Origin of the sequence: Pseudobutyrivibrio xylanivorans (assembly GCF_008935055.1) — a bacterium.
Classification (GTDB): Bacteria; Bacillota; Clostridia; order Lachnospirales; family Lachnospiraceae; genus Pseudobutyrivibrio; species Pseudobutyrivibrio xylanivorans_A.
This window is the reverse complement of record NZ_CP043028.1, coordinates 1259599-1280465: the sequence shown is the minus strand read 5'-3', so window position 1 is coordinate 1280465 and position 20867 is coordinate 1259599. Positions and strand designations below refer to the sequence as shown.

At 43.1% G+C, this 20867-nt stretch carries 20 protein-coding genes; 18 read left to right on the top strand and 2 right to left on the bottom strand.

From position 1 onward, the window contains the following. The first annotated feature begins 102 nt into the window (after nucleotides 1-102). From FXF36_RS05905 to FXF36_RS05895, 4 genes are all read left to right on the top strand, one after another. Nucleotides 103-609, top strand: coding sequence for a COG2426 family protein (locus FXF36_RS05905; protein ID WP_167511302.1), 507 nt, complete (start codon nucleotides 103-105; stop codon nucleotides 607-609). After that, nucleotides 609-785, top strand: a complete 177-nt coding sequence (locus FXF36_RS16240; RefSeq protein ID WP_167511301.1) for a hypothetical protein — start codon at nucleotides 609-611, stop codon at nucleotides 783-785. Before FXF36_RS05905 ends, FXF36_RS16240 begins: the two co-directional genes overlap by 1 nt. Further along, nucleotides 773-967: a DUF6472 family protein gene (locus FXF36_RS05900; RefSeq protein ID WP_151622912.1), complete on the top strand. Its 195-nt coding sequence runs from the start codon at nucleotides 773-775 to the stop codon at nucleotides 965-967. Before FXF36_RS16240 ends, FXF36_RS05900 begins: the two co-directional genes overlap by 13 nt. A 192-nt stretch (nucleotides 968-1159) precedes the next feature. Next, nucleotides 1160-2626: a GH25 family lysozyme gene (locus FXF36_RS05895; RefSeq protein WP_151622911.1), complete on the top strand. Its 1467-nt coding sequence runs from the start codon at nucleotides 1160-1162 to the stop codon at nucleotides 2624-2626. A gap of 840 nt (nucleotides 2627-3466) precedes the next feature. On the opposite strand, the gene guaB is transcribed toward FXF36_RS05895, so the two are convergent. Further along, nucleotides 3467-4924: an IMP dehydrogenase gene (gene guaB, locus FXF36_RS05890; protein WP_151622910.1), complete on the bottom strand. Its 1458-nt coding sequence runs from the start codon at nucleotides 4922-4924 to the stop codon at nucleotides 3467-3469. Between the two features lie 295 nt (nucleotides 4925-5219). Between guaB and nifJ the strand changes: the two genes are divergently transcribed. The 14 genes from nifJ (at nucleotide 5220) to FXF36_RS05820 (ending at nucleotide 18817) form a co-directional block, all read left to right on the top strand. Then, nucleotides 5220-8753, top strand: a complete 3534-nt coding sequence (gene nifJ / locus FXF36_RS05885) for a pyruvate:ferredoxin (flavodoxin) oxidoreductase (protein ID WP_151622909.1) — start codon at nucleotides 5220-5222, stop codon at nucleotides 8751-8753. A gap of 356 nt (nucleotides 8754-9109) precedes the next feature. Beyond that, complete coding sequence (gene nrdR, locus FXF36_RS05880) at nucleotides 9110-9562, top strand: transcriptional regulator NrdR (RefSeq protein WP_028248409.1); 453 nt, start codon at nucleotides 9110-9112, stop codon at nucleotides 9560-9562. Between the two features lie 104 nt (nucleotides 9563-9666). After that, nucleotides 9667-9960: a hypothetical protein gene (locus tag FXF36_RS05875; protein WP_151622908.1), complete on the top strand. Its 294-nt coding sequence runs from the start codon at nucleotides 9667-9669 to the stop codon at nucleotides 9958-9960. A 171-nt stretch (nucleotides 9961-10131) separates the two neighbouring features. Then, entirely contained in the window at nucleotides 10132-10341 is a 210-nt protein-coding gene (locus FXF36_RS05870; protein ID WP_151622907.1) for a hypothetical protein, read from the top strand. 72 nt (nucleotides 10342-10413) lie between these two features. Continuing rightward, nucleotides 10414-10929, top strand: coding sequence for a YqeG family HAD IIIA-type phosphatase (locus tag FXF36_RS05865; protein WP_151622906.1), 516 nt, complete (start codon nucleotides 10414-10416; stop codon nucleotides 10927-10929). Next, nucleotides 10929-11375, top strand: coding sequence for a ribose 5-phosphate isomerase B (gene rpiB, locus FXF36_RS05860; RefSeq protein ID WP_151622905.1), 447 nt, complete (start codon nucleotides 10929-10931; stop codon nucleotides 11373-11375). The genes FXF36_RS05865 and rpiB overlap by 1 nt, the downstream gene beginning before the upstream one ends. 100 nt (nucleotides 11376-11475) lie before the next feature. Then, on the top strand, nucleotides 11476-12810 hold the full coding sequence (tig, locus tag FXF36_RS05855; RefSeq protein ID WP_151622904.1) for a trigger factor: 1335 nt from the start codon (nucleotides 11476-11478) through the stop codon (nucleotides 12808-12810). Between the two features lie 135 nt (nucleotides 12811-12945). Beyond that, nucleotides 12946-13533 (top strand): ATP-dependent Clp endopeptidase proteolytic subunit ClpP, encoded by a 588-nt coding sequence (clpP, locus tag FXF36_RS05850; RefSeq protein WP_151622903.1) that lies wholly within the window; start codon nucleotides 12946-12948, stop codon nucleotides 13531-13533. 43 nt (nucleotides 13534-13576) lie between these two features. Beyond that, nucleotides 13577-14872 carry an ATP-dependent Clp protease ATP-binding subunit ClpX gene (clpX, locus tag FXF36_RS05845; RefSeq protein WP_151622902.1) on the top strand — a complete coding sequence of 432 codons (1296 nt, stop codon included), beginning with the start codon at nucleotides 13577-13579 and terminating at the stop codon, nucleotides 14870-14872. 2 nt (nucleotides 14873-14874) lie between these two features. After that, on the top strand, nucleotides 14875-15495 hold the full coding sequence (gene yihA, locus FXF36_RS05840) for a ribosome biogenesis GTP-binding protein YihA/YsxC (protein ID WP_151622901.1): 621 nt from the start codon (nucleotides 14875-14877) through the stop codon (nucleotides 15493-15495). Between the two features lie 6 nt (nucleotides 15496-15501). Next, a complete protein-coding gene (locus FXF36_RS05835) occupies nucleotides 15502-16560 on the top strand; it encodes a metal ABC transporter substrate-binding protein (RefSeq protein WP_151622900.1) in 1059 nt (352 codons plus the stop codon). A 179-nt stretch (nucleotides 16561-16739) separates the two neighbouring features. Next, nucleotides 16740-17513 (top strand): metal ABC transporter ATP-binding protein, encoded by a 774-nt coding sequence (locus tag FXF36_RS05830; RefSeq protein ID WP_151622899.1) that lies wholly within the window; start codon nucleotides 16740-16742, stop codon nucleotides 17511-17513. After that, complete coding sequence (locus FXF36_RS05825; RefSeq protein ID WP_151622898.1) at nucleotides 17506-18306, top strand: metal ABC transporter permease; 801 nt, start codon at nucleotides 17506-17508, stop codon at nucleotides 18304-18306. The genes FXF36_RS05830 and FXF36_RS05825 overlap by 8 nt, the downstream gene beginning before the upstream one ends. Nucleotides 18307-18322: 16 nt before the next feature. Further along, nucleotides 18323-18817 (top strand): shikimate kinase, encoded by a 495-nt coding sequence (locus FXF36_RS05820; RefSeq protein ID WP_151622897.1) that lies wholly within the window; start codon nucleotides 18323-18325, stop codon nucleotides 18815-18817. On the opposite strand, the gene FXF36_RS05815 is transcribed toward FXF36_RS05820, so the two are convergent. Further along, nucleotides 18800-20860, bottom strand: coding sequence for a transglutaminase-like domain-containing protein (locus tag FXF36_RS05815; protein ID WP_167511300.1), 2061 nt, complete (start codon nucleotides 20858-20860; stop codon nucleotides 18800-18802). The genes FXF36_RS05820 and FXF36_RS05815 overlap by 18 nt on opposite strands. Nucleotides 20861-20867 lie beyond the last annotated feature (7 nt).

The following is a 20867-nucleotide window of genomic DNA, read 5'->3' as shown; positions in this document are numbered from 1 at the left end:
GTTAGATGATCTGGTAGGTCACAAGCTCTTAAGTCTTTAAATGATGCATGTAGCAGAATGAAAAGACACTGAGGCTTGTGACTGTAACCAGAGGACTATAAAATGGGAGATTATTTAATGAAGAACTATTTCTACGTATTTTTTATTTCAATGGTGCCACTAATAGAGCTTAGAGGTGCCATTCCAGCTGCATATTTTATCAAAGCGAATGACCCTACATTTAATTTATTACTTGCTTATGTTGTTATTGCGATTGGAAATATGCTTCCAATGCCAATCATTTATTTCTTTGCCCGCAAAGTTCTTGAGTGGGGTAAGGATAAGCCTGTTATTGGTGGCTTTTTTACATTTTGCCTTGAAAAGGGTGAAAAGGGTGGTAAGAAGCTTCAGGAGAAAGCAGGACGTGGCCTTTTCGTAGCACTTATGCTTTTTGTTGGTATTCCACTCCCAGGTACAGGTGGATGGACTGGTACACTTGCTGCATCAATCCTTGATATGGATTTCAAATCCACAATACTTGCGGTTGTTTGTGGTATTGCACTTGCAGGATGCATCATTGGTCTGCTTTGCACTTTAGGACTTGGCGCTTACATAGGAGTGGCAGCTTAATGAACACAGCGAATATGCTTATTAATGTTGCGGCAATTCTTGCTGGACTTATGATTTACATTTTTATTTCGAATACAAAATGGGGCAAAGACCATGAGCAGTTTCAGTATGCAATCATGCTGATGGCTATCATGGCTGCTGTGCTCCTTGGAGGGCTGGCTAGATGGCTAATTTAAAGAAAGGCTCTACAGCCTGTGAATACTGCAATAACTTCGTCTGGGACGAAGAGGATGAGCAGTATTATTGTGAAATGGATATGGATGAGGATGACTACGTTAAGCTTGTCACTGGACACTATAGCGAGTGCCCATACTTTGTAAACGGAGATGAGTATCGTGTCGTACGTCATCAGATGTAATTAACTAATTATAGTGCTGGTAGGCTACAAGCCCTGATATTTCTCAAGTGAAGCTTTCTATGCTGAACAGAGAAATCATCAGGCTTGTAGCCGTAACCAGCTCTCTATATTTATAAAAATTTCTAAAATGTTAACAATTTGAGTATTATTATATGCTAAAATTGCTGTAGTATTTTTTGAGGAGGTAGTGTTGTGAAATCTAAAGTATTATCAAGAATTTTAAAATCAGTCACTGCTATTGCTCTTGCAACTGCAATGACTTTTTCTATGCCAATTTCAGCTGTTGCAGCTGGCATTCAGGGTGTTGATGTTTCAAAATATCAGGGTGCAATTAACTGGGCTGCAGTTGCTCAGTCAGGTATGAGCTATGCTTTCATCAAGGCGGGCAGTACCAAGAGCGGAATTGATCCTTATTTTGCAGCAAATGTTACAGGTGCTCAGGCTGCTGGTATTCGTACAGGTGTGTATATTTATTCTTATGCCACAACTGTCGAGGCAGCAGCACAGGAGGCAGCACTTGTTCTTCAGTGGATTGAGCCATACAATGTAAATTTCCCAGTTGCTTTTGATATAGAAGACGGAGTACAGAAGGGCTTGGATGCAAATACTTGTACAGCGATTGCAAACACCTTCTGCAGCGTTATTTCGGCAGCAGGCTATACTCCAATTGTATATACATATGCAAACTTCTATAAGTCACATTTCACTTCAGCACTTTTATATGACAAGTGGATTGCTCAGTATTCAGACCACAACGATATTGCTGGTTGGGCAATTTGGCAGTACTCATCAGGTGGTGCAGTAGCCGGAATTTCAGGACGTGTTGATATGAATATTGCGTCAAAGGATTTCGCAGCATATATTCCACAGGTTGGTCTTTTGGATCTTGGTGGAGGAAATGTATTCTTCTTCAACAATTTCCGTAGACAGTTTGGATGGGTAGATATCAACGGAGTTAAGTATCACACTGATCCAGCCACAGGTATTGTAACAACTGGCTGGTTTGCAGATGAGACAGGCACCTACTATTTCTTACCAGGTGCAGCAAACGCTGTTGTAGGACTTAATACTATCGACAAGGGAATCTACTACTTTAACGAGGCTGCTCAGCTTCAGGTTGGTTGGGTTACTCTTGGTGAAAATACCTTCCTTTTCAATCCAGCAGAGAATGGAAAGCTCTACACTGGATGGTGGAACGATACAGATGGCGTTCGTTATCTTGATACTACAGATGGTCATATGTTAAAAGGCCTTGCTATCGTAGGTGATGCAGTATACTACTTCAACGAGGCTGGACTTATGCAGGTAGGCATCGTTCAGGTAAATGGTGCAACATATTACTTCGGAGCTGATGGTAAGATGCAGACAGGTCTTCAGACCATTGGAGACGGCGTTTACTACTTCGGAGATGACGGTACAATGCAGACTGGAATCATCCAGGCTAAGGACGGCGTATACTACGCAGGCAAGGATGGTAAGCTCGTAGCAGGACAGCCAATCAAAATCGGAAACGACCAGTACCTATTCGGCACAGACGGCAAGCTTGTTGTTAATCAGGTCGTACAGGTTGGCGATATGCTCTATCAGACAAACGAGACAGGCATTATTGTAGCCACAGCGCCAGCTCCTACAGCTACTCCAGCTGCTCCAGCAAAATAAACAACGCAATGATGCGGCTCTTTGGATAAATCCGAGGGGCCGCTTTTATTTTGCCCTTTTATATTTATTGGTCCCACCCAGCCTCAGGACCCTGCCACGCCTCATCTATATGCCTAAGCCCCACCGCCGCCACCATTCGCTCGCCGCCCAGGGGCCCAGTCCAATTCTCAATTGCATCATTGGAGCAAAATTGCAGATTCTCTTAAGCTACAGGTTGAGCTTTCTGTGGGTGTCCTTTTATTGATTTTGCACTTCGAAGCCACTGTATTACACTACACAGACACTTTGTAGTTTATATAAGCTTCTCTGCACAAAGCTTAGGATAATTGCGTTCATACTCCATTCGCTAAGTGGGAAAACGAAATGTGTTTTGTAGATATAGGCACCACTCGGGATTCACGTCCATGTTCAGCCGCTCGTTCTCCTCGCCATCCGTGGCTCGTCGTGCCTATATCTATCAAAACAACATTTCTTTCCCACAAAGCTCATTTCAAAATCACGCTATTACTCCTAAGTTTGTTGCAGAGAAACTTTCTCTATAGTTTATTAGTGTCTGTGCTGTGTATACTGTGGCGTTAGAAGTGCAAAGAATGAAACGGACACCCACAAATAAAGAAAGCGAAACGTAGCTTTAGAGAATCAAATTTTGCGACTGTGCAATGAGAATGGACTGGGCCACCGGGCGGCGAGCGGATGGTGGCGGCGGTGGGGCTAATTGCAGTAAATAGCGGCGAGGCAGGGTCCTGAGGCTGGGTGGGACAGGTGAGAGAGTGGAAAGGGTAAAAGAAAAGCGGCTCCATACACGTAGTATAGAGCCGCATGAAATTGCGTAATTATTTATTAGCCTTCTACAGAGTAGTTAGGAGCTTCCTTGGTGATGTGGATATCGTGTGGATGTGACTCCTTGAGGGAAGCAGCAGAAATCTTTACGAACTTGCCGCGTTCCTGAAGCTCTGGAATAGTAGGGCAACCGCAGTAACCCATACCTGAGCGGATACCACCGATAAGCTGGAAGATAACGTCCTCAAGGCTTCCCTTGTAAGCAACACGTCCTTCGACACCCTCTGGAACGAGCTTCTTTGCACCTTCCTGGAAGTAGCGGTCCTTTGAACCGTTTTCCATAGCAGCAAGAGAACCCATACCACGGTATACCTTATACTTACGACCCTGGAAGAGCTCGAATGAACCAGGAGCTTCATCACAACCTGCAAACATTGAACCCATCATGCAGACAGAACCACCAGCTGCAAGAGCCTTTGTCATATCACCTGAGTACTTGATACCACCATCAGCAATAATTGGAACATTGTATTCCTTAGCTACAGCGTAGCAATCCATAATAGCGGAAATCTGTGGAACACCAATACCTGCAACGACACGAGTTGTACAGATAGAACCAGGTCCGATACCAACCTTAACTGCGTCAGCACCAGCCTCGATAAGAGCACGTGTAGCTTCGCCTGTAGCAATGTTTCCAGCGATAACCTGAAGGTCTGGATATGCAGCCTTAACCTTCTTAACAGCGTCGATGATGTTCTTTGAATGTCCGTGTGCAGAATCCATAACGATAACATCAACCTGCGCATTAACAAGAGCTTCAACACGCTCCATCATATTGCCAGTGATACCAACACCTGCACCACAGAGAAGACGACCCTGGTCATCCTTTGCAGCGTTTGGATATTTGATCTGCTTTTCAATATCTTTAATAGTAATAAGTCCCTTGAGAATGAAGTTGTCATCAACAATAGGAAGCTTTTCCTTGCGAGACTTTCCGAGAATTTCCTTTGCTTCCTCTAATGAAATTCCTTCCTTTGCAGTAACAAGACCTTCTGAAGTCATTGATTCGCTGATTTTCTTTGAGAAATCAGTTTCGAACTTAAGGTCACGATTAGTGATGATACCGATGAGTGTACCGTCCTCTCTAGTGATAGGAACACCTGAAATGCGGAACTTTGCCATAAGATCATTTGCCTCGGCAAGAGTGTTGTTTGGTCCAAGATAGAATGGGTCAGTAATAACGCCGTTCTCAGAACGCTTAACCTTGTCAACTTCCTCAGCCTGCTGAGCGATAGACATGTTCTTGTGGATGATACCAATACCACCCTGACGAGCCATAGCGATTGCCATGCGGGATTCTGTAACAGTATCCATAGCAGCACTCATCATAGGAATGTTAAGCTTAATTTTTGAAGTCAAATTTGTGTGAAGATCAATAAGATTTGGGGTTACTTCCGAATACTGTGGAACCAGTAAGACGTCGTCGAAAGTAATGCCATCACCGATAATCGATGCCATAAGGGGGGACCTCTCTTTCTTTCAATGAAAATCTATAAAAGTTTTTAAAATTATATTTAACAAAATGCCCAATGTCAATGATAGATTTTGTTAAATTTTTACCAATGAAATCAAGAACACATAAAGATTTAACATTTTTGTACCTTATAATGAACAGAATTGCGGCCTAACTTTATTGATTTTTTTTATCAATAGAACTATGATTATGATACGACATTATGGGGGTGGGCATCCGGTTATAAAAAGTCCCACTCTGGTAACTATAAATGTCCCATATAATAAGGAGGATTTAGAAATGCCAAGAGCAAAACAGTCTATGGATGGTAACCAGGCTGCAGCACATGTAGCTTATGCGTTTACAGATGTCGCTGCTATTTACCCTATTACACCATCCAGCCCAATGGCCGATTTCGTTGACCAGTGGTCAGCAGCAGGCCTTGAGAATATTTTTGGAAATCAGGTAAAGGTTGTAGAGATGGAGTCTGAGGCAGGTGCTGCAGGTGCCGTTCACGGTTCACTTGGTGCAGGTGCACTCACAACTACATTCACAGCTTCACAGGGTCTTCTTCTTATGATCCCTAATATGTACAAGATTGCTGCTGAGCAGCTTCCTTGTGTATTCGATGTATCAGCTCGTACAGTTGCTACACAGTCACTTAACATCTTTGGTGATCACTCAGATGTTTACGCTTGTCGTCAGACAGGTTTCGCTATGTTATGCGAGACAAATCCACAGGAAGTTATGGACCTCGCTCCAGTAGCTCACCTTGCAGCTATCGAGGGTAAGGTACCTGTACTTAACTTCTTCGATGGTTTCCGTACATCACACGAAATCCAGAAGATCGAGAAGTGGGATTATGCAGATCTTAAAGAGATGGTTAACATGGATGCTATCAACGAGTTCCGTGCTCGTGCACTTAATCCAGAGCATCCTACAATGCGTGGTTCTCATGAGAACGGTGACGTTTTCTTCCAGCACAGAGAAGCATGCAATACATACTATGATAACTTCCCAGCAGTTGTTCAGAAGTACATGGACAAGGTAAATGCTAAGCTTGGTACAGATTACAAGCTTTTCAACTACTATGGTGCTGCTGATGCTGATAGAATCATCATTGCTATGGGTTCTATCAACGACGTTGCAGAAGAGGTTATTGATTACCTCAACGCACACGGTGAGAAGGTTGGTGTACTTAAGGTACGTCTTTACAGACCTTGGTCTTCAGAGGCATTCCTTGCTGCACTTCCTAAGACAGTTAAGAAGATTGCTATCCTTGATAGAACAAAGGAGCCAGGTGCTCTTGCAGATCCTCTTTACCTTGATGTTGCTACAACACTTCGTGAGGCAGGTCTCAATGACATCACTATCTGCGGTGGTAGATATGGTCTTGGTTCTAAGGATACTCCTCCTTCATCAGTATTCGCTGTATACAAGGAACTTGAGAAGGACGCTCCAAAGGCTAGATTCACAATCGGTATCGTTGATGACGTTACTAACCTTTCACTTCCAGAGGTTAAGCCAGCTCCTATTACATCAGCTCCTGGTACAAAGGAGTGCAAGTTCTGGGGCCTCGGCGGTGATGGTACTGTAGGTGCTAACAAGAACTCTACAAAGATCATCGGTGACCACACAGATAAGTACATCCAGGCATACTTCCAGTATGATTCAAAGAAGACTGGTGGTGTTACTATTTCTCACCTTAGATTTGGTGACAACCCAATCAAGTCTCCATACTATATCAATCAGGCTGACTTCGTAGCTTGCCACAACCCAGCTTACGTTACACAGGGCATGAAGATGGTTCAGGACGTTAAGCCAGGCGGAGTATTCATGATCAACTGCCAGTGGTCAGACGAAGAGCTCGAGACAAAGCTCAACGCTGAGGCTAAGAAGTACATCGCTGATAACAACATCCAGCTTTACACAATCAATGCTATCGATAAGGCTATCGAAATTGGTATGGGTAAGCGTACAAACACAATCCTTCAGTCAGCATTCTTCAAGCTCGCTGATGTAATGCCTATCGATGAGGCTGTTGATTACATGAAGCAGGCTGCTAAGAAGTCATACGGCAAGAAGGGTGACGATGTTGTAAACATGAACTACAACGCTATCGACGCTGGTGTTGATGCTGTACATAAGGTTAACGTTCCAGATTCTTGGAAGAATCCAGCAGCTGATCCTGCTAAGCCAGCACTTGAGGGTCGTCCAGAGGTTGTTAAGATGGTTAAGAACCTCCTTGAGCCTATCTCTAAGATGGATGGAGATTCACTTCCAGTTTCTGCATTCTCAGAGAATCCAAACGGACAGTTCGAGCTTGGTGCTGCTGCTTACGAGAAGCGTGGTACAGCTGTAACAGTTCCTACATGGGATCCAGAGAAGTGTATCCAGTGTAACCAGTGTGCATTCGTATGTTCACACGCTACAATCCGTCCTTACATGCTTTCAGAGGATGAGGTTAAGGCAGCTCCAGCAAACATCAAGCTTGCTGATACAAAGCCAAAGGCTTCAGAGTACAAGTACACAATGTCAGTATCTCCACTTGATTGTATGGGATGCGGCGAGTGTACAACAGTTTGTCCAGTTGGTGCTATCACAATGGTTCCACAGGCAGACGAGGCAGACGAGCAGCCAGTATTCAACTACTTAGTTGCTAACGTTGGACGTAAGGAAGCAGCAGGTTCTGACCTTACAGTTAAGGGTTCTCAGTTCAATCAGCCACTCCTTGAGTTCTCAGGATCATGTGCAGGTTGTGCAGAGACTTCATACGCAAGACTTATTACACAGCTCTTTGGTGAGCATATGTATATTTCAAACGCTACAGGATGTTCTTCAATTTGGGGTGGTCCTGCAGCTACATCACCATTCACAGTTAACAAGGATTCTAAGAAGGGTCCAGCTTGGTGTAACTCACTCTTCGAGGACAACGCACAGCACGGTTTAGGTATGGAAGTTGGTCAGAAGTACCTCCGCGAGCGCGCTATCGAGTCTGCTAAGAAGGCAGCTGAGGCTGGTTCTGCAGAGCTTAAGGCAGCATTTGCTAAGTTCGAAGAGACAATGAACTCTACACGTGAGAACAGTGCAGCAACAGACGTACTCGTAGCTGAGCTCGAGAAGAACGGTTCTGAGGATGCTAAGGCAGCACTTGCTCTTAAGGATTACCTCGCTAAGAAGTCTGTATGGATCTTCGGTGGTGACGGTTGGGCATACGATATCGGATTCGGCGGTCTTGATCACGTACTTGCTTCTGGTGAGAACGTTAACGTTATGGTATTCGATACAGAGATGTACTCTAACACTGGTGGACAGGCTTCTAAGGCTTCTAACATCGGTGAGGTTTGCCAGTTCGCTGCATCAGGTAAGGAGATGTCTAAGAAGTCTCTTTCTGAGATCGCTATGTCTTACGGTTATGTATACGTAGCACAGATCGCTCTTGGTGCTAACATGGCACAGGCTGTTAAGGTTCTTGCTGAGGCTGAGGCTTACAACGGACCTTCACTTATCATCGGATACGCTCCATGTGAGCTTCACGGTGTTAAGGGTGGTATGAACCACTGCCAGGATGAGATGAAGAAGGCTGTTGAGGCTGGTTACTGGAACCTCTTCTCATTCAACCCAGACCTTAAGAAGGAAGGAAAGAATCCATTCACTCTTACTTCTAAGGAAGGTGACTACAGCAAGTATCAGGACTTCCTCAAGAACGAGACACGTTATGCTCGTCTTACAAAGGCATTCCCAGAGCGTGCTGATAGACTCTTCGCTCTTAACGAGGAGACAGCTAAGGAGCGTTACGCTCACCTCAAGAAGCTCGTAGATCTCTACAGCTAAAATAAAGGCTAAGTGACCATCTGGTTACGCTTTCAATCATATATATCCCTCCATCGCGAGATTGGCTCTTGGAGGGACATATATAGATTGACAGCTACCAGATGGTTTTTTTATGTTATGTTTAGCTGTATAAATCTGCTCCACGTGTTGCGTTCTTGTGGTTTAACTGTTAAAATGTTACTAGATGTTGTGGTGTGGCGTAACGAAGTATCAACTCCACATCAGTTGAGTAGAGGTAGCTCAGTAGGTATCAACCTCTGAGTGTTGCATAGCGAGACATTTAGTCGAGCAATGCAATATCTCAGGATTGAGACCGTAACTGAGCGAGATATAAACTACATTTTGTGGAGGAAGATATGAAGTGTCCTTTTTGTGGTAGTCAAGATACCAGTGTAATTGATTCAAGACCGGCAGATGATAATACTTCTATTAGACGTAGACGTTCTTGCCCAGAGTGTGGCAAGCGTTTCACTACCTATGAAAAGGTAGAAACCATTCCTTTGATTGTAATTAAGAAAGATAACAATCGTGAGCCATATGACAGAACCAAGATTGAGAAGGGCGTTCTCATTGCATGTCGCAAGCGCCCAGTTTCAGCCTCACAGATTTCAAAAGTCGTAGATGAAATTGAGACAGAGATTTTCTCACTTGAGGAGAAGGAGATTCCAAGTACTCGTATCGGTGAAATTGTTATGGAGCATCTTGAGAATGTGGATCCAGTTGCTTATGTTAGATTTGCTTCTGTTTATCGTGAGTTTAAGGATGTTAACACTTTCATGGATGAGCTTAAGAGGGTGCTCGACAAATAATAGTGGCGGCTATTTGAGCATTTGATAAAAGATACAAAGGGGAGTTAAGTATTTGTCTTAATGTACGATATATAGTATGTAAAGATTAAATACGAGGATGTTATATGAATATTTCAGGAATTCGCCCATCAGTTGGGTTCTATGAAAACAATCCAATAAAGAATATACCACCGGTCAATCAGGTACCTGTAGAAGAGAAGCAAGCGTCTTTCGGTAGCGAACCTGCGGCAGTGGTTGAGATAAGTGAGGTAGGTCTTGCAGCTTCAAAGCATCAGGTAGCAAAAGCAGTCAGCAATATGGAGCAGGATAAGGCTATCCATCGTTACCAGTATTTCGTTCAGAGCAAGCCAGCTGTTGAGAATACAACTGTCAGGGGCTCAGAAAACTTTGTATTATAATATTTGAATATAGGATTTCTAAAGACTCAGGGTCACCTGAGTCTTTATTTTTGCACGTTTTTGGTCGTTTTTATTAGGCCTTAATGTGAAGGGTAAAATTTTAAGATATTTGTGAACAAACTGTGAAAAATATTCTATTTACTTAACATAAATTTAAATTTAACATTTTCTTTGAGAACTTCTTCTAAGAAGCAGCCTGTAACAGAGGAGAAATCTGAGGAAGAGGTTGTTGATACTGAAGAGGAAGAAACACCAACCTCAGTATTTGAGCAGAAGGAAACTACATTTGCTCAGAAGGTTGCAGCTATCGTGGTTGTACTCGGTGCAATAGCAGCCATTGTTTGGACAACTATCTTAAGAAAGAAGAATTACAAAAAATAAGACAGTGATATAGGCAATAATATTCCAGGGGCGTGGTTTTCATGTCCCTGGTTTTGTGTTACAATCGAGCCTATGAGTAAAAGAAATTTATATCCAAAGGACTATGTCGATAGTACCTATTCTATCGATTTCAAAAAGCTTTATGAGCAGGGCTACAGGGGCGTTATCTTTGATGTTGATAATACTCTTGTTCCACACAATGCCCCTGCTGACGACAGAGCAATCGCTCTTTTCAAGGAGCTTCACGAGCTTGGCTTTCAGGCGTTGCTTCTATCTAATAACAAGGAGCCACGTGTAAAGACCTTCAAGGAGGCAGTTACCTATTGCTCCTATATTTACAAGGCAAACAAGCCTTCTGCCACAGGCTACAGAAAGGCCATGGAGCAGATGGGCACAGACACTACAAACACTATCTTTGTGGGAGATCAGATTCTTACTGATGTGTGGGGCGCCAACAGAGCTGGCATTCGTTCCATAATGGTAAAGCCAGTATTAAAGTGGAAGGAAGAGCCACAGATTATATTGAAACGATTCCTGGAAGCGATAATACTTCTAGGTTATAAAATATATAGAAAGAGGAACAAATAATGAAAATCGTAATCGCAAACGACCATGCAGCAACAGACCTTAAATTCGAAATCAAAGACTACATCGAGTCTTTAGGACATGAGGTTATTAACATCGGAACAGACGATAATGAGAGTTGCCACTATCCAGAGTATGGCGCAAAGGCAGCAAAGATGGTAGCCGCAGGCGAGGTTGATCTTGGTGTTCTCATCTGTGGAACTGGAGTAGGCATTTCACTTGCAGCAAACAAGGTAAAGGGCATTCGCTGTGGCGTATGTTCAGATACAGCAACAGCCCGTCTCATCCGTCAGCACAACAATGCAAACATGATTGCATTTGGTGCCAGAATAGTTGGTTCTGAGCTTGCAAAGGACATCGTAAAATCCTTCTTGGAAGCTGAGTTTGAGGGTGGTGGACGTCACCAGATTAGAATCGATATGATTTCAGCTATTGAAAATGAGCAGTAGTTCTGCTATAATTTTTTGGTCTATGTGAGACTATCACGTAAATAATGGGCCTACAACACAAGGCATACCTATACATAAGTTAGAGGAGGAATATTAGTAAATGAACGTACAGGTAGAAAATCTTGAGAAGAACATGGCAAAGCTTACAGTCACAGTTGACGCAGCTGAGCTCGATAAGGCTATTACAAAGGCATATAACAAGCAGAAGAACAGCATTTCTGTTCCTGGCTTTAGAAAGGGCAAGGTTCCTCAGCACATGGTCGAGAAGATGTACGGTGCAGGTATTTTCTATGAGGACGCTGCTAATATCCTTATGCAGGAGACATACCCACAGGCTTATGATGAGTCAAAGCTTGATATCGTTTCACAGCCACAGATTGACATCACACAGCTTGAGAAGGGTAAGGACTTCATTTATACAGCAGAAGTTGCAGTTAAGCCAGAAGTTAAGCTTGGTAAGTACAAGGGCGTTTCTGTAACAAAGGTTGATTCAAAGGTTACAGCTACAGAAGTTAACAACACAATCAAGGCTGAGCTTGAGCGTGCAGCTCGTACAGTTACAAAGACTGGCAAGGCTTCTAAGGGTGATACAGCAGTTATCGATTTCGAGGGCTTCGTTGATGGCGTTGCATTCGAAGGTGGTAAGGGTGAGAACTATGATCTTGAGCTTGGTTCAGGTTCATTTATCCCAGGTTTCGAGGAGCAGCTTATCGGTCACAAGGCTGGTGAGGATGTAGAGGTTGAGGTTACATTCCCAGAGGAGTATCACGCAGAGGATCTCGCTGGTAAGCCAGCAGTATTCAAGTGCCACATCCACGAGGTAAAGGGCAAGGATATTCCAAAGCTTGATGACGAGTATGTTGCAGATACAACAGAGTTCGAGACAGTAGAAGAGTACAAGGCATCTGTTAAGGAGCGTCTTGAGAACAATAAGAAGGCAGAAGGCCGTCGTGCACAGGAAGACGAAGCTATCGCAAAGATCGTTGAGGATTCAGAGATGGAAATCCCAGACGCTATGCTTGACTACCAGGTAGACAACATGATCAACGACTTCGCTAACAACATGGCACAGCAGGGCCTTTCACTTCAGCAGTACATGCAGTTTACAGGCATGACAATGGATGCATTCCGTGATCAGGTTCGTCCAGACGCACTTTCACGTACACAGTCTTCACTTGTTCTTGAAGCTATCGCAAAGGCTGAGAACATCGAGGCTACAGATGCTGACGTTGATGCTAAGCTTGAGGAGATGTCAAAGCAGTACGGCATGGAGCTTGAGCAGCTTAAGAACCTTGTTGGCGAGAACGAGAAGACTTCTATGAAGAAGGATATCGCTATCGAGAAGGCTATCGAGCTTATCATGGATAATGTTAAGGAGTCAGCTAGAAAGAAGGCTGCAAAGAAGACAGAAGAGGAAGCTAAGGACGCTGAGTAATTCTTTTTGATTCCTCAAAAAAGTATTAAAATTTTGTAAAATCCAACAATTAAGGTATGAAAACCTATATAATAGGCTTGTGCTGTTAATAAGCTAACTGCACAAGCTTATTCTACATTTAAAAGGAGGCATAATATGGCAACAATTCCTTATGTCATTGAACAGAATTCTCGAGGCGAGCGTTCTTATGATATTTACTCAAGATTATTAAAGGATAGAATTGTATTCCTTGGCGAGGAGGTAAACGAGACTACAGCTTCTCTTACAGTTGCTCAGCTTCTTTTCCTTGAGTCAGAGGACCCAAGCAAGGACATCCATCTTTATATCAACAGCCCAGGTGGAAGCGTTACAGCAGGTATGGCAATCTACGATACAATGCAGTACATTAAGTGTGATGTTTCTACAATCTGTATTGGTATGGCAGCTTCTATGGGTGCATTCCTTCTTGCAGGTGGACAGAAGGGCAAGCGTTTCGCTCTTCCAAATGCAGAGGTTATGATTCATCAGCCACTTGGCGGTGCAAAGGGACAGGCTACTGAAATCGAAATCGCTGCTAAGAATATTTTAAAGACTAGAGAAAAGCTCAACCGTATGCTTGCTGCCAACACTGGCAAGGATTACGAGCAGGTTTGCTTGGATACAGAGCGTGATCACTGGCTTGATGCTCAGGAAGCTCTTGATTATGGTCTTATTGATGAAATCATCACAAAGAAAGAGAAATAAGCCGATATATAATATAGGCATTGTTTATTAGATTTAAGAGGTTATTATGGCAAGAAACGATGATAGAATTCGCTGCTCATTCTGCGGCAAGACACAGAACCAGGTTCGCAAGCTTATTGCTGGACCAAACGGTGCTTTTATCTGCGATGAGTGCGTAGATATTTGTCAGGAGATCATTCTTGAAGAGCTTGATGATTTTGCACCAGCAGCTGATGCTGATTCAATCGAAATCAATCTTCAGAAGCCAGAGGACATGAAGGCTTTCCTAGACCAGTATGTTATCGGTCAGGACGAGGCAAAGAAGGTCCTTTCTGTTGCTGTTTACAATCATTACAAGCGCATTATGGCAAATCCTGATGATATCGATGTTGAGCTTCAGAAGAGTAATGTTCTTATGCTTGGCCCTACAGGTTCAGGCAAGACTCTTCTCGCACAGACATTAGCTAGAGTGCTTGGTGTTCCATTTGCCATCGCTGATGCAACTACTCTTACAGAGGCTGGTTACGTTGGTGAGGACGTTGAAAACATCTTACTCAAGCTTATTCAGGCAGCAGAGTTCGATATTAAAAAAGCAGAAATCGGTATTGTTTACATCGATGAGATAGATAAAATCACAAAGAAGTCTGAGAATGTTTCAATCACTCGTGATGTTTCTGGTGAGGGCGTTCAGCAGGCACTTCTTAAGATTATCGAGGGTACTGTTGCAAACGTTCCTCCACAGGGCGGACGTAAGCATCCACAGCAGGAGACAATCGCCATCGATACAAAGAACATCCTATTCATCTGCGGTGGCGCATTTGAGGGACTTGAGAAGATTATTTCTCAGCGTACAAATGTGTCAGCTATCGGTTTTGGAGCAGATGTTAAGGATAAGAACAATCAGAAGATAGATGAGCTTCTTCAGCAGGCTCTTCCACAGGATTTCATTAAGTACGGACTTATCCCTGAGTTCATCGGCCGTGTGCCAATCAATGTTTCATTGAAGCAGCTTACAGAGGATGATATGATTCGCATCCTTAAGGAGCCAAAGAACTCACTCACAAAGCAGTATCAGGCATTGTTCAAGATGGATGGTGTTAAGCTTAGCTTTGAGGATGATGCACTTCGTGAAATCGCAAAGAAGTCTATCGAGAGAAAGACAGGTGCTCGCGGTCTTCGTGCCATCGTTGAGTCTGTTATGATGGACCACATGTATCATGTGCCATCTGACGAGAGCATCACAGAAATCACAGTTACAAAAGACATGGTTGATAACAACCTTCTCCTTATTGACAAGGAAGAAGAGGGCGAGGACGCCAGCGTTGTATCAATCGAAGATAAACAGGAAAAGAGCGCATAGAAATGGTTATCCGTTCATGTAATCTTGAAACAGTGTGCGGGCCTACATCCAAGCTTCCAAAGAACGACCTCCCTGAGGTTGCATTTGCTGGTAAGTCAAATGTAGGCAAGTCATCACTCATAAATGCGGTTATGAACCGAAAATCTCTAGCAAGAGTATCAGCGCAGCCGGGCAAGACTCAGACTATAAATTTCTACAATATCAATGACGAAATTTATGTCGTGGACCTGCCGGGCTACGGCTTTGCTAAGGCATCTGAAAAGGAGCGCGACGCATGGGGCAAGATGATAGAGACCTATCTTAACACCTCAGACATGATTCGAGCAGTGTTCCTTTTGGTAGATATCAGGCATACGCCATCTGCCAACGACAAGCAGATGTTTGAATGGATGGATTATGTTGGTTACGACCCAATTGTCATCGCTACCAAGGCAGACAAGATTAAGCGTAGCCAGCTTGATAAGCAGATTAAAATCCTTCGCGAGGGACTTGGTGCTGGAAAGGATACCATCATTGTTCCTTTCTCATCACAGACCAAGCAGGGCCTTGACACCATCCAGGATTTCTTAGATCAGGTAATAGAGAACGAAGCATCTTTATCGGATGTAGATGATCTAGATTAGGTGTATATGAAAAAAAATAAACTTATATTTGTGCTGCTACTGCTTTGCTCCATTACGGTGGTGAGCAGTGTCGGCACTTTTTTTTATGTAAAACTGAATAATAACCATACAGCTGCGGAAGATGATATCCTTGTTATGACCAGCTGTAATCCAGTATACATTGCTACTTTAAATGTACTTGATGGTGTAGATGGGTACAGGGTTGAGAACCTTTCACAGCCAACTACAGGCTGTCTTCATGACTATACTCTCACAACAGAAGACATGAAGAAGCTTTCAAAAGCAGACATGCTTATTGTAAATGGCGGTGGAATGGAAGGCTATTTGGAGGATGTTATGGAGGCTTATCCAAATCTTCAGATTGTAGATACCTATGAAGATATAGAGCATTCCAATGGGTTCATAGGCATGGACACTTACCTCATTAAAGAAGAGGAAAAGGAACATGACCATGAAGAAGAGAAAGAAAGCCTTCCCCTTGAGGGGAAGGTGGCAGCGGAGCTGACGGATGAGGTGTCAAATGAGGTGTCAGATGAGCATGAGCATCACCATGACCATGGAGCAAACAGCCACATCTGGATGGATGATCGCCTCTTCAAGTGCCAGGTAACTTCTATAGCAAATGCACTGATGGAGCCAAATCGAAATCGTGAGGAGACTCCTATATCTAAGAACTTTTTAGAGTATAGTAACAAGCTTGAAAATGAAATAGATAAGCAAGGTTTGGATAAAACCTTAGCTGGCTCAAATGTAGCTATTCTCCATGAGGCTTTCGCCTACACAGCCCAGTCCCTTGGAGCAAATGTGGTAGCAACTATGGATTTGGATGAAGAGCGACAGGTCAGCGCCGGCGAGGTCAGCGAATTTCTCGATGCAATCCGCGACAACAACGTCGCTATCGTCTTCGCAGAATATGACTACGGTAAATCAATGGGTGACCTCATAGAAGAGCAGACCGACGCAAAAGTCGTCTATCTCGAGACATTGGTTCACGGTTCGTACGACGCCTCTTCGTATATTACAGTGCAGAACAGTAATTTTTCGAAGATAAGAGATATTTTATAAAGCATAAGTGAGCTGGTAGGCATCAAGCTCTTAGGTCTCTGTATGAGGCATGTAGCCGAAATCTGATCCCAAAAGGATGATTGCTTTAGCAATCAACTTTTGTGGTCTAGTAAGCTTTAGCTTACACCAAGGAAGAGACCTAAGGCTTGTAGACGTAACCAGCGGATTTAAGGATTAGAATGAAGAAAATTATTCCATGTGGCTTCCACTGTATTAAGTTTGTAAATTTAGGTGTTTCCTTTGGAGACCAAAAGGTCTTAGAAAACATCAACATGCATATCCACTGTGGCCAGATGACAGCTGTGGTGGGGCGCAACGGCGCAGGTAAATCAACCTTGGTCCGTGCAATTCTCGGTGAAGTCCCATACACAGGAGAAATCCAGTTCAAAAATAAAATGAATAACAACATGCCTAGCCTTAAAATAGGCTATGTGCCACAGACTGTAAACATAGACCGCACAACGCCATTGTCAGTTTATGATTTGTTTCAGTCATTTACTGGTAAGCTTCCAATTTTGTTTAACAGCAAAAAGGAGCATGCTCACGTTCGTGAAGCACTTGCAGAGTTTGATGTGGCAGAGCTTATTGATCAGCCTGTAGGTACACTTTCTGGAGGACAGCTTCAACGTGTTCTCCTTGCCATGGCAGTTCACGATACGCCAAATCTCCTTTTACTAGATGAGCCGGTCTCTGGCATCGATAAAAATGGTATGGATGCCTTTTATGAGAAAATGCGTTATCTGAAGGAGACACATGACCTTGCAATTATACTTGTGAGTCATGATTTGGACTATGTATACAAATACGCTGATAATGTTATACTTATCGATAAGACTGTTACAGCGGCAGGCCGTCCAAGGCTAGTGTATGAGACAGATGCGTTCAAGTCTGTATTTGGCAAGGGTGCAGATGGGAATCTCAACTCAGAAGTGGAGGTGAAAGCGAATGTTTAGTGAAATGTTTAGCTACGCCTTCATGGTACGTGCCACAATTGCAATTCTTCTTATATCACCACTCTTTGGAATGGTTGGCACAATGATAGTTCAGAAGAGAATGGCTTATTTCAGTGATGCTCTTGGACACTCAGCTCTTACTGGTATTGCAGCGGGCGTTATAATGGGAATTGCTAACACTACTATTTCCATGATTATATTTGGAATTTGCTTTGCACTTCTTTTGAATTATATCAGTAGAAAAGGGCTTAGCTCTTCTGATACACTGATATCAGTTTTTGCAAGCTGTGCCACAGCCTTAGGTCTTGCAATATTGTCCAGAGGAGGAAGCTTTAGCAACTATTCGGCGATTTTGGTAGGAGACATTCTTTCTATTACAGTTGCTGAAATAGTCCAGCTTATAGCACTCTTTGCGGTTATCCTTGTATTTTGGTGCATCAGCATCAACAGGCTTACTGCAATAAGCATCCATGCCACTCTGGCCAAGAGCCGAAGCATCTCTGTTCGTGTGATGGAGGATGCATTCGCTGTGCTTATAGCACTGCTTGTAATGCTTTCGATTAAGTGGGTAGGTATCCTGCTAATCAATGCGCTTTTGATTTTACCAGCAGCCAGCAGCCGCAATATCTCTGAGAACTTTAGAGAGTACACATATTTCTCTATCGTATTCAGTGTGTTCTCTGGTGTTTGTGGACTGTTTGTATCTTATTTCACCGACATGGCCACTGGACCTATGATTGTTATCATAGCATCGGTAATCTATTTTGCGACTTATATTTACGGGAAGAAATAAAAATGAGGTATTTGAAATGAATAACATCGTTTTAATCGGTATGCCAGGAGTAGGAAAGAGCACTCTTGGTGTTGTGCTTGCGAAGGAATTGGGCTATGAGTTTGTTGATGCCGATTTGCTCATTCAGAAGCGTGAGAAAAGGCTCTTAAAGGAAATAATTGCGCAGGAGGGAGTAGATGGCTTCCTCAAAATCGAAAACGATGTTAATGCTAGTATTTCAACCACAAAAACAGTTATCGCCACAGGAGGCAGTGTTATCTATGGTGAAGAGGCAATGGCTCATCTGAAAGAAATCGGCACCGTTGTATATCTCAAGCTTGATTACGATACCTTGGATAGCAGATTGGGCAGCCTTAAGGGACGTGGCGTTGTTTTGAAGGATGGTCAGAATCTGAAATCCCTCTACGAGGAGCGCATACCTCTTTATGAAAAATACGCAGATGTAATCGTGGATGAAAAGGGACTTGATTTGGAAGCTACCTTAGCTAAAGTATTAGAAGCACTTTTTTAATCTGTCTCTGACATCTTTTGTAAAGGCACTGTCATCGGCAGAAATGGCACCGCCAGTTTTAGTGCCATAAACCATTCTATAATACATATCAAAGGTCTTCTTTAAGTCAGGCTTAAGCTCCTCGGGAGCAATGGTAAGATAATCAAATAAAAGACCTCTATCGGGAATCTTTTCGGAGAACTTCTTCGAAAGGGTTCCTTTTATCATATCTACATCCATTTTCAGTTTCTGCTCAGGCGGTGCAAAATGATATCGCAATTTCCTGAAACTTATTGAGCCTAGAATAATAATTCCAAGCAAAATCAGTATGCTTACAAGTACCAGCCCAAAAATCTTGAGGAGCTGTAAGCCGCTGACTACAACAGTATCATCTGAAACAGAGGATACAGACACCTCTGGAATGCTAGGGACATAATGAGAAACCTGATGGCTGCTCTTTGAGGATGAGATAGCTGTTTCTTCAATTGTTCTGTGCCAGGTGTAGGCTTCTGCCGTTGAATAGGCGCTTGTCGGTTCAAATGGTACCCAACCTATATTTTTTATGTAGGCTTCTGGCCAAACATGGGCACAGGCACCGGTTACCAAATAGCTGTCCTGTTGGTCGAAAGGAAATGCATATCTGTAGCCCATGGAAGCCCTGGCAGGTATGCCTGAAAGTCGAAGGAGCATCACCATGGAAGCGGTGTAATGAACGCAGTATCCCTCGTTTGTCTCAAAGAGGAATCTGTCTGCTATATCAGCCATTCCATCAGGAGTGGCGATAGTTGAGTTGGCGTCATGACCGCCAGTTGCATCAGTATTATAGGTGTACTGACGCAAATAGGTCTCTATCTGCTTGCATTTATCGAAGTCTGTGCTTGCAGCTGAAGTGATTTCGTTAGCCAGCTTAGTCATTCTTTCACTGGCGTTACCAGCATCAAGATATGAATTCACGTCGCCATTATTCCAAATAGCGAAAGCATATTCATCATATTCCTCCTGGCTAATAATCTCACGTAAATCCACACTATAAAGACTAAACATATAGGAAGCTGCGTCTTTATACGACAGTGGACTTTGGTTATTCACGCTAGTATCATCACAAATCATATCAATCAAATACTGACTGCCATAATCAATATCAAGATAAATGGTTTCAAGCTTGTAGCCCTTCTTATGAGCTCTATCGCTTACGCCTTCAGTAAAGGACTGTTCTCCATCAGACATGGTGATAACACCTGCTGGAGCAATCTCATCAGGTGTGTTTAAGTATACGTATTCAATATTAAGCTTGGAAATTTGTGAGAACAGTGAAGCAGTGTTTCTGTCAATGTAATGGCTATGGAGAAATTGAAGGAAGGCCACCAGTTGTCTGCCATCAACACCCTTGCCACCTGCCAGATATATATTTCTGCGAATTTTACGCTTGCTGTGAGAATCTTCATCCGTATATACGAAGTAAGGTTTTTCAGAAGTGGTGAGTATTAGCTGTGGCTTGTCGGAACGCTCAACCTTTCCACCGGTGACATTAAAGGACCCATAGCCTGTGCTGTAGGTGTTGCTTTTGAAAACATTTTCAAGGAAGTAGTAAGCGCTCTTTGATGAGTCTGCAACCTTTACAAAAACATCCTGCACAGGAGCCCAGTTGATAGGTGTTAATCGAACGGGTATGAATACAATAACGATAGCAAGAACCATGAAAAAGTGAAAAGGGAATGAACTTTGTCCCCGCTCGTAAACCAACTGCTGAAGGGCAGCAAGAGTTAAAGCGATAAGTGCTATGAGCAGTAGCTTGTCACTTAAATAGTTTCCGATGAAGCAGTCGTAGGCACACCACAGGAAAATAGTCAAAGCATCAAGTGGAAAGCAGCCGAAAACAAGCACCTTACTCTTGAATGGAACAAAGGAGAAGAATAATCTGATTACCAAAGCTACCAGCGCAGCCCATGCCAGAATACTCCAATCCTCAATATCTTTAAGTCTAAAGAAAATCAGTAATCCTGGTAGAATCGAAAGTAGTGGAGCAAATCTTGAATCAATAAAAAGACGAATAATTCTTTCCAACAGGCAA

Coding starts and splice junctions, on each gene's coding strand:
- nifJ (WP_151622909.1), top strand. CDS start 5,220: ATGCCAAGAGCAAAACAGTCTATGGATGGTAACCAGGCTGCAGCACAT.
- rpiB (WP_151622905.1), top strand. CDS start 10,929: ATGAAAATCGTAATCGCAAACGACCATGCAGCAACAGACCTTAAATTC.
- tig (WP_151622904.1), top strand. CDS start 11,476: ATGAACGTACAGGTAGAAAATCTTGAGAAGAACATGGCAAAGCTTACA.
- FXF36_RS05820 (WP_151622897.1), top strand. CDS start 18,323: ATGAATAACATCGTTTTAATCGGTATGCCAGGAGTAGGAAAGAGCACT.
- FXF36_RS05900 (WP_151622912.1), top strand. CDS start 773: ATGGCTAATTTAAAGAAAGGCTCTACAGCCTGTGAATACTGCAATAAC.
- nrdR (WP_028248409.1), top strand. CDS start 9,110: ATGAAGTGTCCTTTTTGTGGTAGTCAAGATACCAGTGTAATTGATTCA.
- yihA (WP_151622901.1), top strand. CDS start 14,875: ATGGTTATCCGTTCATGTAATCTTGAAACAGTGTGCGGGCCTACATCC.
- FXF36_RS05825 (WP_151622898.1), top strand. CDS start 17,506: ATGTTTAGTGAAATGTTTAGCTACGCCTTCATGGTACGTGCCACAATT.
- guaB (WP_151622910.1), bottom strand. CDS start 4,924: ATGGCATCGATTATCGGTGATGGCATTACTTTCGACGACGTCTTACTG.
- FXF36_RS05905 (WP_167511302.1), top strand. CDS start 103: ATGGGAGATTATTTAATGAAGAACTATTTCTACGTATTTTTTATTTCA.
- FXF36_RS05830 (WP_151622899.1), top strand. CDS start 16,740: ATGAAGAAAATTATTCCATGTGGCTTCCACTGTATTAAGTTTGTAAAT.
- clpP (WP_151622903.1), top strand. CDS start 12,946: ATGGCAACAATTCCTTATGTCATTGAACAGAATTCTCGAGGCGAGCGT.
- FXF36_RS05875 (WP_151622908.1), top strand. CDS start 9,667: ATGAATATTTCAGGAATTCGCCCATCAGTTGGGTTCTATGAAAACAAT.
- FXF36_RS16240 (WP_167511301.1), top strand. CDS start 609: ATGAACACAGCGAATATGCTTATTAATGTTGCGGCAATTCTTGCTGGA.
- FXF36_RS05835 (WP_151622900.1), top strand. CDS start 15,502: ATGAAAAAAAATAAACTTATATTTGTGCTGCTACTGCTTTGCTCCATT.
- FXF36_RS05865 (WP_151622906.1), top strand. CDS start 10,414: ATGAGTAAAAGAAATTTATATCCAAAGGACTATGTCGATAGTACCTAT.